At 41.4% G+C, this 14,932-nt stretch carries 13 protein-coding genes; 2 read left to right on the top strand and 11 right to left on the bottom strand.

Annotated features, from left to right (window positions below; genetic code table 11):
- Positions 1 to 61: 61 nt before the first annotated feature.
- The 6 genes from LEP1GSC192_RS18690 to guaB all read right to left on the bottom strand — a co-directional run bounded on the left by LEP1GSC192_RS18690 (position 62) and on the right by guaB (position 5,388).
- Positions 62 to 892: a WecB/TagA/CpsF family glycosyltransferase gene (locus LEP1GSC192_RS18690; RefSeq protein WP_020771613.1), complete on the bottom strand. Its 831-nt coding sequence runs from the start codon at positions 890 to 892 to the stop codon at positions 62 to 64.
- A gap of 128 nt (positions 893 to 1,020) precedes the next feature.
- On the bottom strand, positions 1,021 to 1,689 hold the full coding sequence (locus LEP1GSC192_RS18685) for a thiamine phosphate synthase (protein WP_020771559.1): 669 nt from the start codon (positions 1,687 to 1,689) through the stop codon (positions 1,021 to 1,023).
- A gap of 7 nt (positions 1,690 to 1,696) precedes the next feature.
- Positions 1,697 to 1,897 (bottom strand): sulfur carrier protein ThiS, encoded by a 201-nt coding sequence (thiS, locus tag LEP1GSC192_RS18680; protein WP_020771611.1) that lies wholly within the window; start codon positions 1,895 to 1,897, stop codon positions 1,697 to 1,699.
- A gap of 441 nt (positions 1,898 to 2,338) precedes the next feature.
- Positions 2,339 to 3,037, bottom strand: coding sequence for an RsmE family RNA methyltransferase (locus LEP1GSC192_RS18670; RefSeq protein WP_020771591.1), 699 nt, complete (start codon positions 3,035 to 3,037; stop codon positions 2,339 to 2,341).
- Positions 3,037 to 3,780, bottom strand: coding sequence for an outer membrane lipoprotein-sorting protein (locus LEP1GSC192_RS18665; protein ID WP_052005259.1), 744 nt, complete (start codon positions 3,778 to 3,780; stop codon positions 3,037 to 3,039). Before LEP1GSC192_RS18665 ends, LEP1GSC192_RS18670 begins: the two co-directional genes overlap by 1 nt.
- Positions 3,781 to 3,861: 81 nt before the next feature.
- Positions 3,862 to 5,388 carry an IMP dehydrogenase gene (guaB, locus tag LEP1GSC192_RS18660; protein ID WP_020771544.1) on the bottom strand — a complete coding sequence of 509 codons (1,527 nt, stop codon included), beginning with the start codon at positions 5,386 to 5,388 and terminating at the stop codon, positions 3,862 to 3,864.
- A gap of 88 nt (positions 5,389 to 5,476) precedes the next feature.
- On the opposite strand from guaB, the gene LEP1GSC192_RS18655 reads away from it, so the two are divergent.
- Positions 5,477 to 6,637, top strand: coding sequence for a DUF1577 domain-containing protein (locus LEP1GSC192_RS18655; RefSeq protein WP_020771616.1), 1,161 nt, complete (start codon positions 5,477 to 5,479; stop codon positions 6,635 to 6,637).
- 51 nt (positions 6,638 to 6,688) lie between these two features.
- On the opposite strand, the gene LEP1GSC192_RS18650 is transcribed toward LEP1GSC192_RS18655, so the two are convergent.
- Together LEP1GSC192_RS18650 and LEP1GSC192_RS18645 are read right to left on the bottom strand one after the other, a co-directional pair.
- A complete protein-coding gene (locus LEP1GSC192_RS18650) occupies positions 6,689 to 7,972 on the bottom strand; it encodes an EAL domain-containing protein (protein WP_036091127.1) in 1,284 nt (427 codons plus the stop codon).
- Between the two features lie 95 nt (positions 7,973 to 8,067).
- On the bottom strand, positions 8,068 to 9,714 hold the full coding sequence (locus LEP1GSC192_RS18645) for a hypothetical protein (RefSeq protein WP_232421138.1): 1,647 nt from the start codon (positions 9,712 to 9,714) through the stop codon (positions 8,068 to 8,070).
- 120 nt (positions 9,715 to 9,834) lie between these two features.
- Here LEP1GSC192_RS18645 and LEP1GSC192_RS18640 point away from each other — a divergent pair, with 120 nt between their 5' ends.
- A complete protein-coding gene (locus LEP1GSC192_RS18640; RefSeq protein WP_036091124.1) occupies positions 9,835 to 11,364 on the top strand; it encodes a hypothetical protein in 1,530 nt (509 codons plus the stop codon).
- 214 nt (positions 11,365 to 11,578) lie between these two features.
- On the opposite strand, the gene LEP1GSC192_RS18635 is transcribed toward LEP1GSC192_RS18640, so the two are convergent.
- From LEP1GSC192_RS18635 to LEP1GSC192_RS18625, 3 genes are all read right to left on the bottom strand, one after another.
- On the bottom strand, positions 11,579 to 13,072 hold the full coding sequence (locus tag LEP1GSC192_RS18635; protein ID WP_020771589.1) for an FAD-binding oxidoreductase: 1,494 nt from the start codon (positions 13,070 to 13,072) through the stop codon (positions 11,579 to 11,581).
- 17 nt (positions 13,073 to 13,089) lie between these two features.
- Positions 13,090 to 13,818 carry an SDR family oxidoreductase gene (locus LEP1GSC192_RS18630; RefSeq protein WP_020771673.1) on the bottom strand — a complete coding sequence of 243 codons (729 nt, stop codon included), beginning with the start codon at positions 13,816 to 13,818 and terminating at the stop codon, positions 13,090 to 13,092.
- A 302-nt stretch (positions 13,819 to 14,120) separates the two neighbouring features.
- A complete protein-coding gene (locus tag LEP1GSC192_RS18625) occupies positions 14,121 to 14,912 on the bottom strand; it encodes an arginyltransferase (RefSeq protein WP_020771632.1) in 792 nt (263 codons plus the stop codon).
- Between the last annotated feature and the right edge of the window lie 20 nt (positions 14,913 to 14,932).

Here is a 14,932-nt window from a genome sequence, read left to right as displayed (position 1 = left end):
CAAACTAATAAACTTCTCTGTGAGCTTTGTGTTCTCTGCGGGAAATAAAAACCTAAAAAATCTACTTCTTCTTTTTAACAAAAAGAGATTTAATCGCTACTACGATAAAGAATCCGAACATTCTGCTTAGGCGGATCAGTCTCCAAGGACGGACCATAATTCTCCAAAGCCAGGTAAGTCCTTTCAGTTTGAAAACATTCGGTGCCTTTTTTACCTTTCCGGAAAGAATGTCCATTGCCGGACCGACTCCGATTACCACTGCATGACCGAAAAAAGCGGTATTATTTTCCACCCAGATCTCTTGGTCAGGAAAATCCATTGCAAGAAATATAATATTCGGACTTGTCTTACGGATGGATTCTTTTACGAGCAACTCGCGTTGTGTGTTCAAATAGCCGGCATGACGCCCTACGATCCGAACTCCGGGAAAATGTCTGGAAAGATTGAAATACACTTTTTCGACGATCTCTTCCTTTCCGCCTAAAAGGAAAATGGAATAATTTCTAAGCTCGCAAAGACGGACTAAGTCCATCATAAGCGCGATTGTGGGAATCCTTTCTTTTAATTCCCCACCTAATTTTTTAGCGGCCCATTGTAGACCGGCACCTTCCGCTAAGATCAGGCTGGCTTTTTGAGCGATCCGATGTAACTTCTTTCCTTTACGAAGCGCCATTGTCTTGATCGGATCCAAAAGAAGAACATGGTGGAATTTATCCTTCTCTTCCATGAGATGATAAATTTTTGCTACTGCCTCATCCAGGCTGGCGTTGTCAAAAGGTACTCCTAGAATGGGAGCCTTTTCCAAATCGTCCACATTCAGGGTCTGGTAATCTAGTAAGTAGTCGCGATCATCCTTTGCGGATAAATGGCGTATTTCCCCTGGCTGTTTCATAGGGATCATCTTATTGGACATAATTTGTGAGTCAATTGAAACTTATAGTCCTTCCCAAAACTTAAGTTCCTGTAAACAAACGGCCCTGGACGTTCCGAAGAAGGTCCAAAATTCCGGTGTCCATTCCTTTATGAATTCTTTATCTCCTTAAGGATACGAATACAATCGTAAAAACAGTCTTCTTCGGAAGCGGAGGCAATCATTGCATAGGACAAAGGGCCTAACTCGGATAATTCGGCAATCTGTTTCGGACCGATCCCTCCGATAGGAGTGACAGGTATTTTAGCAATTTGTAAGGCTTCTTGAACGCCGGAAAGACCCACCGGAATATCTTCCGTATCTTTGGAACTAGTTGAGTATACGGGTCCAAGACCGGTATAGTCCCAACAACCGGGCTCTAATCCTATAATATCCTCTGAATTATGACAAGAAGTGCCAAGATATAATCCGCTGGAGCGGACCTTCTTTCTATCCTCTAAAGAAAGAGAACTATAATCCTCTTTTCCTATATGAAGTCCGAAACATTTCCATTCCAAAGCTTCTTCCCAATAATCGTTCAATATGACCGGGAAATCGGGAAATATGTCTATCAGACTTTTATAAACCTTCTTTAAAGTTTCGGGAGTCTCCTTTTTAGCGCGTATCTGATAGAATGGGATCCATTCTCTTTGGTAACTCCAAAGTTCCACTAGACGGACCGGGTCCTTGGAAAATTTGGAACAATATTCCAGATCCAGAATAGGATAAATCCCAGGAGCCTTCCAGATACTGTGTCTGGGTCTAAGCGGGAATTCCAAAAAAGTCTCAACCCCCTCCTACAAATTTCAGGATCTCTATTTTATCCCCTTCTTCTAAGGAAGAATTTTTCCAATGCTCTCTTTTTAAGATCTCCCCGTTTTTCTGGATCGCTACCGTTTCCGGTTTTAATTTTAAGGATTCCAAAAGGGAAAATAAATCCGGAGAAGAAAGTTCCCGAAGGGATAATTCCTTACCGTTTACGATCATTCCATGCACCTCGGTCTAGATACTTCATTCCTTCGTATTCTCCACTAACGTCGAATGTTTTTTAGTTTACCGTTCCATCCCGACCGAAAACGATTTACTTATATGACCCGATTTCTCCCGATTTTTCTAATAATCGTACTCCTAGGCATTTTATCCTGTAATAGCGGTGAGAGAGATATTAAAGGGAACGCCCTCGCAACTTTTTATGCAAACTGTACGGGTGGTAGTTATCCGGCCTGTAAAAATGCCTGCGAAAATCAATATGGAACATCGGTTACCACTGAAAATTTGGCCGCTTTAAATACCTGCCTTTCCAATTGTAATACGACCTGTAATGTTTCTACTCTTTGTTTCCAATTGTCTCAAAGTTGTAAAAGCGATTGCGATTCCTATATGACCAACTGTGTATTGATCTTAAGCGCGACCGGGTTCGGCCAATAATCAATTTAGATTCCCTAACCTAAACATAGAGGCCGCAAAAATCCCGGCGGTCTCAATTCTCAAAATAGAATCACCCACATTCACGGATAAAATCCCGAATTGAGAGATCAGTTCTAATTCTTCTTTTCTAAATCCGCCTTCCGGTCCGATCAAAACGATTTTGTTTTGTATGTTTTCGGGACTGATCCGTATCTCGGATCTTGGGTCAAAAAGAAGAAGTTCCTCTTTTTTTGATTTGGACTCTTCCAAAAATTTAGAAAGTGCGATCGGTCCTTTGATCTCGGGCAAAAAATCCCGACCGGATTGAGAAGAAGCTTCCGCTGCCACTTTCAATAATCTTTCCGGATTTAAATCTTTTCGATCCGAATGAGAAAAAACTAAAAAGTTAAACTCAGTAATCCCGAGTTCCGTTCCTTTTTGGATAAGCCACTCAAGCCGATTCCCTTTCGGAATAGCTGTCGCGATCTTTGCAGAAGTTTTCGGTCTTTCTTTTTTTTCGGAACGGACTAGGCTCCCTATCTTAGAAGAAGAAGGTACGTTATAAACGAAACCTGCTCCTGCGCCGTCTTTGATGATGACGATTTTTTCTTCCGAAAATATTCTAAACGCTTTTAAATGAGAGATCTCTTCTCCTTCTAACTTTAATTCGGGAGAAGACAGAAATCCAGGTCGAAAAAAAACGATCTCTTCCGAGGACATTAGAGTCTATTTAGATTATCCAATTCGAATAAGGAAGGATCCGGTTTTACGTCACGATCCACTTCCGTATATTCCAATACGCTGATCGCACCCGTATTCAGATCCAGCATTTCCAATCTACTGACTATATCTTCTTTTGAGACCTTCTGTTTTGCTTTTACCTTAACAGGACCGTACTTTATGTTCATAGTTTTATAAAGTACCCCGTCTTTATCGTGAAAATCCAAACGAACAGGCCTTAATGTATCCGGTTCCAAAAGTAAAATAAGTTTGGAATAAAAATACGGAACGATCGGCCGAAGCGCCACTCGTTTCATTTTTTTACCAGCAATATCCAGATCACTTTGTACGATCGGATTATAATTCGCTTGGTAGGAAGTTCCCGCTAGATCCACGAAGCTGAATCCGGTATTCAGATGGTTCTCGTATTTTTCTTCGTCGTTCTTTTTGAAAATTTTTCTGGAAAGCGCATTGAAGGCGAAGATCAATTCCCCGTCTTCTTTAAATAAGATCTTATATTCTAGACCACGCCCTTTACTTTCGAATAGGGAGAGAGAATCTTCTCCCTTTCTGAAAATACTCATGTCCCATGTCCACGAATCTCCTGTCTTTTTGATCAGGATCAGGCTCGCTTTAACTAAACCGTCCGCTTTTAAAAGGGCCTGATCTAATCTTGCGACTAGTTCCTGGGCAACCCTAGCTTTATCCGGAGGAACCTGAGCATGGGAAATTTCCCCAGTCATCAGGATCGGGAATAATAGGATGATCGAAATAAGATGAAACTTTTTCAAAACCTTTCCTTCCCGACAAATCTAAGGGTTCTATTATTCTGCTCTTAAACTAGGTGCACTATAAGAGTAAAGACTATGAACGGAACCTTGGGCTTGAGCGGATTCACTCCTTCTTTCGAATCTGAGTTTCCCGTCTCGGAGCCCTTGATGTAAGTCTTGGACGGAACGGAATCCCATATCCTGAAAAGAAAGTCTAAGTCCAAGGCTTAAATACGGAATAAAGTTCAATATCGAACCTCTATCCACTACGGATCCGCTGACTCCTTGGGCCACTTTTACTTTTTGGCCCTCGTTAAAATAACGTTTATCTCCGCCGGCTTTCATTGCCTCGATACTTGCCATTCCCCGATACTTCTTGAGACGTATTCCATTCTCGTAAAAATACTCTCCGGGTGCTTCTGTCGTTCCGGCAAACATAAATCCCATCATACACGCAGAAGCTCCGATTGCCAAAGCATTTGCGATGTCTCCGATATTGGAAATTCCACCATCTGCGATAACAGGAACGTCATATTTTGCTGCATGGGCTGCGGTCTGATAGACCGCAGTGGCTTGGGCTCTTCCTACAGCCATGGTGTCCTGTGTGATACAAATGGAACCAGGTCCCATTCCGATCCTAAGTCCATCTGCTCCTGCACCGATCAGATTTTCGGCCTGACCACGAGTGACCACATTTCCACCAATCACTTCTAGATTTTTGAAATTAGATTTAATGAATTTGAGCATCTCAATCTGGTAGATCGAGTTTCCTTGGGCAGAATCGATGATGATCACATCTACTCCAGCCTCATACAATGCAGCAACCCTGTCCCTGGACTCAGGTAAGGTAGAAACCGCAGCTCCACATCGGAGTCTTTTGTTCTCGTCCTTGGAAGAATCGGGGAATTCTTTATTCTTTTTCAGGTCGGAACGACTCACTAAAGAGACAAGTTTTCCGTCTGTATCGATAATCGGAAGTTTTCCGATCTTTTCCTTTTTGATGATATCGTTTGCTTCTTTTAAAGTGATCCCAGCTCTGCCGGTAATCACGTCAGTTGTCATTACTTTTTCCACAGGAATAGAACGATCCCGTTCGAAATCGATATCTCTATTGGTTACGATCCCAACCAATTTGGAATTTCTGGTCCCGTCCGCCGTGATCGGGATCCCGGTGAATCCCAAAGTTTCTTTAATCCTGTCCAGATCATGGATCGTATTCTTTGGTCCGAGGACCACAGGGTCGGAAATGAATCCGTTTTCAAAACGTTTGACTTTGCTAACTTCGGCAACCTGTTCTTCTACGGAATTATTATAATGGATAATTCCGATCCCTCCCATAAGGGCCTGTGCGATAGCCATGGAGGACTCGGTCACAGTGTCCATTGGGGAACTTACGAACGGCTTCTTAAGTTTGATCTTTTTTGTTAATCTAGTCTCTAGTTCTACTTCGGAAGGATTGAAATCGATAAAACCGGGCAGGACTAAAAAGTCCCGATAGGTAAGCCCGATTTGCATGCTGAAAAGTTCTTCGCCGGCTAGGCCGTCTAAAAATTGGGAGTCTCGGTAAGATTGGTTTGACATTAGTGTACCTTACCTATTACATCAAAACGAAGCCAAAGGCTGGAATCAAGATAATTTTCCGCCGGAATCCGATCGACCTAGGAATTTAATGGAAAAGGTTCAAAGGAAACAAAGAGACAAAGAGTTCATCACAGATCCTGGTAAAAAACTCCATATCATTGGAAAATTTCTACTCAAAACAGATCTACTCGTAAGGGATACGGAAACTCACGATACCGTTCAGCTGCTCTCCGTCAATAAAGACGCCACAAAAATTTTAGTACAAGGTCGGATGGCCGAACAATTTAAGCTGAATGCTCATATTGTTTTGTACAAACTGCTCGCAAGATACGTCGAACTAGAATGCGAGGTGCTGGAAGAAAAACCCAATAACCAATTCATCATGCAAGTGGAACACGTTTCCATTGCAAGCAGAGAAAGAAAATTCACACGGATCAAACCTCCCGATGGAAGTGTGTGGATCACTAACCTACGTACTAGTAGGACTACAATTGATGCGAACTTATTCAATATTCCCACTTCCGTCAAAGTGAATTTTGCCGATACGGAAAGGACTCTCAAACCTAAATTCGATATAGTCAAAATAGACGTTTTCAACTCTATCGGTGACAAGTTCGATCTAGTCAAAAAGACGGGAAAAATATTATATATTCCGAATACACAAAAACCTGATTCTTATAAATCTTCCGATCCGAGCGGATTTATAGATTATGAACACGAACTAGGCGACGAGGAAGATGTTCGTAAAAAGATCATAGAATACGCCAACCAAAAGATCAGATCGGAACTGATCGTTCCGGTTATATATATCAATCATGATGAGCAGGCAATTCCTATAGGATATGTGCATGCCCAAAATAAGAATAGAGAAATTGATATCGCCGAAGTAATGGAGATAAAAACACTCACATTCGATATGGTAGACCGGATCAGAGAATCCAATACCATTTTAGTCAAAGAAAGATTCGCGGTTATAGATCTTTCCACAGGCGGTTTGCGGGTAAAGATCAACCATCCGGATCTGAACGGCGAGCTTCCTAGAAGGAAAGGATTCACATTCGATATATTTTTCAAAATGCAATCTCCGATCACTGCATACGGTGTCGTTCGCTCCATAGCAAGGGATACGGACGGAAATTTGTATGTTGGACTTTCTTTGGAAGGAAACTCTGCAAGACCCGGGGAGAAAAAACGTTTTATAGACAACGTTAACCGTATGCTTTCCGACTCCGGCGCAAAAGTCGGATAGTTACTGTATACCGGCTAGTTCAAAACTGCAATTTAGAACGACAAAGTAAAATTACGGGAAATCCCACATTCGTACATCTACGAATAGAACATTATCTTCTTCCATTCTTTTGGAATAAGTCACGAGAAGTAAATTACTTTCCAGGTCGTAGTATGGGTTACTTGCGATCCAACCGCCGGAAGAGTCTTTTGCATTTTTATAAAATTGTTCTAAGAAGTACGGTCTCCAACTCCAATTCCGTCCCACAAAAGAATCGTCTTCCAACATTCCGGAATCGGAGATCCCCGAATAATTGGGAGAAAGTTGTCTTCCTTCATGATTGGTCACATACATTCTAAAGACCGACTTTTCCAAAAGGTAGGAATTTCTTAATTTAATCGTTACAATACCTTCGGAGGATACGACTTCGATCCCGGAAGACTCCAAACGATCTTCCAACTCCCTTTCCTTTTTGATCCTTCGTAATAACTGGTATTTTTTATAATTAAAGAATAATTCATGGAGTTGGGAGAATCGGATACTCAATCCGTTGATATCCATCAAATCAGGGCTCGGCTCGGCAAAATAGAAACCTTGTAAAAACCTGGCTCCGTAAGTAAGAGCATTGTACAGCTCCGTCTCCGTTTCTATACCTTCGAATAAAAGGGAACAACCCAAACTTTCCGCAAGCCTGGACAAAGTGAATAAGATCTCCTGAAAGTTCCTGGAAGCTACGGAACTGCGGATGAGTCCAAGATCCACTTTGATTATATCCGGATGTAACGCACCGATCCGATCCAAATTGGAGGATTTAGATCCTAAATCGTCTATCGCAACCAAAAACCCCGATCTTTTATACAGATTGATCAGAGGTTTAAGCTGGTCTATTTCTCCTGAAAAATGCTCTTCTACAATTTCGATTACGATCCTTTTAGGATCCAGACCGGAATTTTTTGCGATCTGTAGAGTATAAGGCTCCTCATCCGTTTTGGAGGAAAGGTAATCCTGCATGAATGAAGGGGAAATATTGAGAAAAAGTTTCGCTTTGGGATCGAGCCCGGGAGTTTTGCCGATCTTTTCCATCGCTTTTTTGCGAATGGTTCTATCAATTTCTAATTTAAGGTTTTTGAATTCTTCTCTTTCAGGAACGGAGAAAAAATGAGGAATATCGGCTAAGAAGAACGGCCCGAGACTGTGAACATTACCTTCTTTATCTATACATCGAGCGAGGGCCTCGTACCCGAAGATAGAGTCTTTTTCCACCGACAAAATGGGTTGGAAGTACGGAACAATTTCACCTTCGGAAAACCATTCCCGCCATTTGGATGCGCTCCAAGAAGTTCTTCCTTCGCTCATTCTTAACAATAAAATGAAAACCCTGTAGGAAGGATCAAGGATTTAAAATCAAAAGTTCTTATCCAAATGTAAAAGGAGAGTGAAGGCTACTAAAACTAATAGCCGACCCCTAGTCCACAGCCGAAACCTTCCGGAATACCGACCCATGGGCTTCTCGGCCCAGAATTTCGGATTAAATTTCTATTCCCGCCTAAGTTTTCTCGGAGAATTTCCATAAATCTCTCTTTTGTGAAAAGATCTTCGGATTCGGTTAACAATTTTAATCGATCATAGTATACTTTTAGATCCGGATCATGGATCAGATTTTGTCCGGAAGAAACGGATTCCAAGTATCCGAGAGGAATATTGCGAGTAAAATGCCCCACTCTCCAGTTAGAGACTGATTTCAATTTACTTAATAAAGGGTCCGTTAAGGCATTAGAATCTACGATCTTGCGATTTGCTCCCGCAAAATAGCCATAAAAGCCCACATTGATGGTTGCACAGGCTTTGTCTTGGTCCTTAGGGGTCTTTTTAAACTTTCTACCTGCTTCCGCCCAGCCGTGAGTCGGGAATTCTTTGGACCTTAAGGAGCGTAAAAAATTCGTGCTTCTAAAATAAGCACCTTTTTCGTCTTGGATCTCTCCGTCGTTTCTAAGCCTAATATAATCTTTTGTAATATACAAATAAGAGTTTTGATTTAACAAGAATAAGGCGACAAAGAATAGAACGCTCACCTTAGGAAGATAGGGAGGAGAAATCTCCGAAAACAAGAATACGCAGGCCACAAACGGAAGTGCAAAAAATCTTCCCGCCATAAAATCCCCGCCGATGGAGCAGACATACAGAATATAAAGTCCCACACCTGCGGATAAAGCCGCCTCCAAAAATTTCCTTTTCCAGATAAAATAAGGTAACAGTAGGATCGTAAACAAAATCGAAAGAGAAGTGAAAATGTCCCAACGAAAACTATTCTCCAGATAGTCCAAACCATAAGGCCAGAGATGGAAAACAGTCAGATCCGTGTTTAATTTTGCATAGGCGGTATTCGGGAACAGATATCCGTAATATACCAATGAAAATGCTGACCAAAGAAAAATCGGCATAAGGCCCAAAACCGCAGCGCCGATCCACTTACCTTGGATTTTTTTCTCTTTTATAGGTTTATACAAATAGAGAAGAAATGGAAGTCCTATGAGAACCGTGTCTTGTCGGTTCAGATAGGATAGTGAAAGATACAAAAAGAAAAGAAAAACGTCCGCCGAACCGCATTTTTTCTCCAGACCGAATGCCTTATCTAAAAACAGAACGATAAGTAGAAATGAAAGAGGATTTTCCAAACCGGAACTGGAATAATCCACAAACGCTCTGGAAATTAATAATACCAAAAGTATCCAAGAAGCACGGAACAAACTTTCTCCTTTTTTCCCAGAACGAGAAAGTAGAAGATAAGCCGTCGTCCCGACACAAATCCAGGAAAGAATTAAAGAAGAATAATATACTGGTATCGTCCAGAAGGAAAGGAAGATCAGACCAAATAACCAAAGGGGATGCGTATAAGCTTGGACACGTTCGTAGGTATTCCATCGCAAACCGTGTCCGTTTAAAAAATTCTCCACGGTTCTAAAACTGATATAAGCATCTTCCGTAACCCAGGAATTCACGATCACCACATAGGCGAATAAAATACAGGAGATCGGAAAAATGAAATTAGGAAGAGGTTTTTGGAAGAAGGACCGGATCTTTTCTAAGACGGAATACACTTCTTCCAAAGAAACATTCCGAATCCAAGTGTCATTCAGAATTCGGATACCAAAAATGGTCCAAAACTTTCGTTCGGGATTTCTTCTTGACCCAGGATTTTCTTAAGGCTTCTTAGCAGAATGTTCCAGCGTCTTATTTCCAGGATTTCTTCCTTTACGGACAAACCATCTGGCTTCCTGATTTTCGGTACCGTTTTCTTGTCCTTATTTTTGGCATGGCAGTACCAAACAGGAATTCGGGTCGGAGACGGTGCAATCAAACAACAACAACTTGCGGACCTTCTACAAAACGGTTTTCCGGATTTTTCCTGCAGATACGCCGGCAAAGCAATAGATCCTGAGTTTAGATTTTTACCTTTGGATCTGAAAAAAGGGTCCACCATGACCCATGTTTATAATGGAAAATGTTATTATGTTTTCCCTTTTTATTATACCGCCATTCAGTATCCTTTCGCTCTCCTAATGGGAAGATTCGGAAGTTTTTTCCTATCTTTACTCTTTGGAATTTTAACACTCAAAGCATTATTCCGGATTTCAGGAATATTAGGCTTACAGGAAAAATCCAAATTTTTCTATTTGATCTTATTACTTCTAGGTTCCGCATTCAGTTTATTCTCCACGGACCTATCCGAAACGGTGTTGGCGATCTATGGAGTGACCCAAGGGATCTATTTTCTACTCAAAGAAGAAGGATCTTCTCAATCGTCCGATTTTGTATTTGCAGGCGGATTTTTCGGATTCGCGGCATTCTTTAGGCAGGAAACCATTCTGTTAGCGGCAAGTCTTTCCATAGTGTATGCTTTTCGAATATTCAGAAATCCAAAAACGGCATTGCTCCCTTTTACTTTCGGGACTTTTTTAATCGCCCAAGCTTTCATCAATTATTCCGTAGTTGGACATCCATTAGGTTCCCGGGGTTATCTGCAAGAATCCTCTTCTTACGATTTCGTTTCTCAGATCTATTACCTAGGACAATTGGTGTTTTTAGGCAACGGTTCCTTGGGATTATTCGGGGCCTATCCCGCATTGGCATTTATCGTTTTATGGAGGCCGAAATCGGATCCGATCACTCGTGTCCTATACGGACTCGGGATCTTTGTACTTCTATCCGGGCTTTTGACCTCTACCAAATTTTGGCAAGGTGTACTGTTTGGACCCAGGTTCTTAATGACCATTCTCCCCTTTTTACTTTTGTTCCTATTTTTTGTATTAGAAAAAAATTGGGAGAAACTTAGTAAACCGTTCAGAATCACAGCCATTCTTCTTCTTTCCTACTCGATTGTAGGAGGGATCGTATTCGATAGGCTATATTATAAATTCACAAAATCGGTTGTGAACGAACAAAAAGAACTCAGCGATCATACTTCCAAAATAGTGATCTACAGAAAAGGTTCCGTGTTCTTACCTTCCAATTCGTTCCGAGAAGAAAGAGAAGTATATGAGATCGATTCCACTGAGTCTTTTGAGGCTCTTGTAGAAAAATTGTATGGGATCGGAAAAACTCAAGTAACGGTAGTCGGATTTAAGGATTCGTATCCAAAAGATGTTCTGGTCCCCAAATCGGAACATTTCGAATTTAAGAATAGGACCTTCTACCAAAGCCCCTCGATCAATATGGAAACTTTAGAATTTAGTAAAATATCTAAGTGATATTAGTTTCGCACAGAGTCCACGGAGCACACAGAGATAAAAAATATTGGAATTAACCTCCGCGATCTCAGTGCCCTCCGTGCGAACGAAAATGCACAAACTCGGATTTACACGCAGAGACACGGAGTCTCTTTTGTAGGAGTTCCGACATGGTGAAAAACGAATCACCTTAGCGCGATGTGGGAGTTCCAACACTGCGGCTTCGCAGTGAGATCTATTTCCCCCAGACCCTTCTAAACAGATCCGATTCTAATAGATTTTTCGGATCTAGTTTCTTCTTCATAGCTCTGAATTTTTCCAAGTTCTGCTTCGGCATAGATCTTCTGTAAACCTCAGGACGAAGGGTACTATCTTTTGCAAAATAGAATCTTCCTCCGTTCTTTACGACAATCTCATCCATTTCTTTGGCAAGTTCCCAAAGTTTAGCCTTATTTCTTTTGGTAACGGGAAAGTCCATGGCCATGGAATAACCGTCTACCGCATGAGTGAGCAAAAACTTATCCGGTCTATGCTTCTTAAATACCGCAAGCCAGTTAATGATCCCTCTTTTTTGACAAAGACTTAGGATCTCTTCGAATCCTTTGACTGCATTCTCTTTTGGAATAAAACTTTGGTATTGGATCATAGCGCCAGGTTTGTACATAAATTTCCAATTCGGCACATAGTCCAAAAGAAAAGCATACTCCGCATGCCCCTGCTGATACGGTTTATTATTATTTAAAAATCCGGAGATCCATTTTCCGAAGTTCACGAATCTCATTCCAAAATTATTGCTGAATGGATACATGAATAACCACATCCAAGACTTAGGAATGATCCCGAGGAATGTGCTTGGAAGGATTTGGTTTTCCAATTTGCAATTTTCCGGGAAATCAGGATCTTCTCCCGCTTTTAAGTGAACTGCTTTGTGAATCTGACCGCGGCCTAAACTTTTTCCGGAAGCGAATGAATCCACCCAACCTACGAGATAATCGGATTGTTTGTATTCTTTTTCGAAATAATCGTACATCTCTTGTAGGTTTGCGGTATTCACCGGCCAAACCTTCATCTTACCTGAATAGATCTTTTTAAGTTTGATAGTGACTGTTAGAAATGCTCCGAGCATTCCGAAACCGGAGATCGCGGAATAAAACAGATCCGAATTCTTTTTAGGAGAACAAACGGATTCTTTTCCGTCGGGACTTAAAAAAGTAAATTCTTGGATATGATCTCCGATCGGTCCGACAGCAAAATTATTCTTTCCATGAATATTCATGGAAAGGGCTCCACCTAATGTAGGGAACATTGTTCCACTTACGACAGGCGGCCAAAATCCTCTTTCGATACCGAATTCCCAAAGTTGTTTGATAGTAACTCCGGACTCCGCCACCAAAATGCCGGTTTTAGGATCGAAGGATAAGATCTTATTAAAGTTACGGATATCTACTACGATCCCTTTTTCGTTCGTCGCGGCGTCTCCGTAACTACAACCACCACCCCTAAACGCGACTTTTGTATTCGTATCTCTTGCATAAGAGAATAGATCCTTGAAGTCTTGTATGGAACTAGGTAAAAATACCTTACTACTGGAGAAATGATTCATTCCCCAAGCTTCCACCTTTTGGACAGGACTTAAACGGGATTCGAATTCTTTCGGATCGAAACCCGCTTTTTTCGTTTTAGGGGACGCACTTTTTTTAACGGTCTTTTTTTTGGAGGCGGTTGCCATTGTAGATCACCTTTTCCTTAAACGGAAAGTCTTCTGAAAATAAAAGAAGGGATGAGTCGAATGATCAAAGAGACCAAGGCCCAACGAGCTGGAACATAAAAATTCTCTTTACCTGCATTTACTTTTTCTAATATAACTTGAGCGGCTTCCTTGGCTGTGATGAGCCACATAAGCCCGGACAAACCTTCCGTCATCGGAGTTTGGATCATGCCCGGTTTTACGGTAACTACTTGGATCCCTTTTACCGCTAAACGATTTCGTAAAGCCTCTAAGTAAGTGGACATTCCGGCTTTGGATGCGTTGTAAACAGGATTTCCCCTACGGCCTCTATCACCTGCGATGGAAGAGATACCTATAATTTTGCCCGCCTTCTTCTCTTGGAAATAAGTAGCGGCAGAGTCCAACCAAGCCACACAACCTAGAAGATTCACTTCCAACATTTCCAGGTCTTTTTCGACAGGAAATTCGTCCGCGCCAACTCTATGCATCACACCGGATGCGTAATAAATTTCGTCCAAGCCGCCTAAAACTTTTACGGCCTTTGCAAATTCTACCGGGACCTTGGAATATTCCGTAACGTCATGTTTAACGAATAAATTCTTAGCTTTGGAGGAGGAAGGGAGTTTTTTCAGCTCCTTTTCTCTTCTTGCAAATGCCGCGACTTGATGTCCTTGTTCGATCAATTGAGATGCAATTTCTTTTCCGATACCGCTAGATGCGCCTACTACGATGATCTTTTTAGCCATACCAACCTTTCTGGGACGTACGGCCGTTATGACAAGTCTGATTTGGGGGGTTTGGAGAGAATCCCGGGGTGGAAATCCCGATCTAAAAATTAGTCTTTTTTTCAACTGGTTTAACGTTCGAAAAAGTATTTCTCCGAGCCCTTTCCAATTTTGTCGGATTTCTAAAATTTCACGCAGAGGCGCAAAGACGCTAAGGGATGTATAGGAGTTCCTACAAACATAAATTCTCTGAGGCTCCGCGACTCTGTGCGAAAATACTTCGTGTCTCTTTCCATCTCCTTGCGAAAGTTGCTCTCACATTTTCATCGGACCAGATCTCCGTTGGGACCATTCTCCGAAATATAATCCGATAGAAAGGCTCCGCTCTCTTTCCAGACTCCGGAACTACGATCTAAAATTTCGGAAGGTTTCCAATTCTTTTTATAATCCATCTTAGGATGTCCCGGAAGGAAAAGACCCAATTGAAATTCTTTAAAACTATTTTCCTTGGCCCAAAGAATGGAAGAAAGGATGAGGAAATTTCCCAAACTCCTTTTCCTTTCTTCCGGATCAAAAACGGAATACACTGCGGACACGGTTTCAAGTCCCAGATCCAATAATATCCAGCCTAAAAGTACATCGTTTTTATAAAGTAGAAGTTCCCTAGAATGCAGAGAACCCTCATACATCTGAAATCTCATGTTCTCCAAAATTTCAGATTCGGATTCGCCATAACTTCCCTCGTGACGTGACCTTTGATACTTCACATATAAATTCTTTTTTTCATCATTGATAAGAGGAAGAGAAATTTGTAAGGTCAGATCCTGATTCTTTTTGATGATCCTTTTATGATTTGAAGAAGGAAAAAAATCGGATAACATGACCCGATAGCTCAGGCAATGAGAACATACGGAACAATTCGTCCGATAAAAGAAATTACCGGACCTTCGGAAACCGAAACGAAAAAGATCGTCTAAAATTTCAGGAGGTATTTTTTCCTTATAAAGGAAACCTTTCACCTTGGAATTTCGATCCGGGTAATAAGCACATTCCGACTCGGGAGTTTCCGGAAGAGAATTTAGGAAGGTAAAATAATCCAGCCTCATCTTTGCCATGGTAGGTATCCATTTTTACA

Source organism: Leptospira sp. B5-022, from assembly GCF_000347035.1.
In the GTDB taxonomy this organism is placed as follows: domain Bacteria; phylum Spirochaetota; class Leptospiria; order Leptospirales; family Leptospiraceae; genus Leptospira_B; species Leptospira_B cinconiae.
The sequence above is the reverse complement of the archived record's forward strand: the minus strand, read 5'-3'. Positions and strand labels throughout refer to the sequence as shown.

Excerpts from the sequence above, each read along its gene's own strand:
- LEP1GSC192_RS18655 (WP_020771616.1), top strand. The coding sequence starts at position 5,477 with ATGGAAAAGGTTCAAAGGAAACAAAGAGACAAAGAGTTCATCACAGAT.
- LEP1GSC192_RS18635 (WP_020771589.1), bottom strand. The coding sequence starts at position 13,072 with ATGGCAACCGCCTCCAAAAAAAAGACCGTTAAAAAAAGTGCGTCCCCT.
- LEP1GSC192_RS18650 (WP_036091127.1), bottom strand. The coding sequence starts at position 7,972 with ATGAGCGAAGGAAGAACTTCTTGGAGCGCATCCAAATGGCGGGAATGG.
- LEP1GSC192_RS18630 (WP_020771673.1), bottom strand. The coding sequence starts at position 13,818 with ATGGCTAAAAAGATCATCGTAGTAGGCGCATCTAGCGGTATCGGAAAA.
- LEP1GSC192_RS18670 (WP_020771591.1), bottom strand. The coding sequence starts at position 3,037 with ATGTCCTCGGAAGAGATCGTTTTTTTTCGACCTGGATTTCTGTCTTCT.
- guaB (WP_020771544.1), bottom strand. The coding sequence starts at position 5,388 with ATGTCAAACCAATCTTACCGAGACTCCCAATTTTTAGACGGCCTAGCC.
- LEP1GSC192_RS18640 (WP_036091124.1), top strand. The coding sequence starts at position 9,835 with ATGTTCCAGCGTCTTATTTCCAGGATTTCTTCCTTTACGGACAAACCA.
- LEP1GSC192_RS18625 (WP_020771632.1), bottom strand. The coding sequence starts at position 14,912 with ATGGCAAAGATGAGGCTGGATTATTTTACCTTCCTAAATTCTCTTCCG.
- LEP1GSC192_RS18665 (WP_052005259.1), bottom strand. The coding sequence starts at position 3,780 with ATGACTGGGGAAATTTCCCATGCTCAGGTTCCTCCGGATAAAGCTAGG.
- LEP1GSC192_RS18690 (WP_020771613.1), bottom strand. The coding sequence starts at position 892 with ATGAAACAGCCAGGGGAAATACGCCATTTATCCGCAAAGGATGATCGC.
- thiS (WP_020771611.1), bottom strand. The coding sequence starts at position 1,897 with ATGATCGTAAACGGTAAGGAATTATCCCTTCGGGAACTTTCTTCTCCG.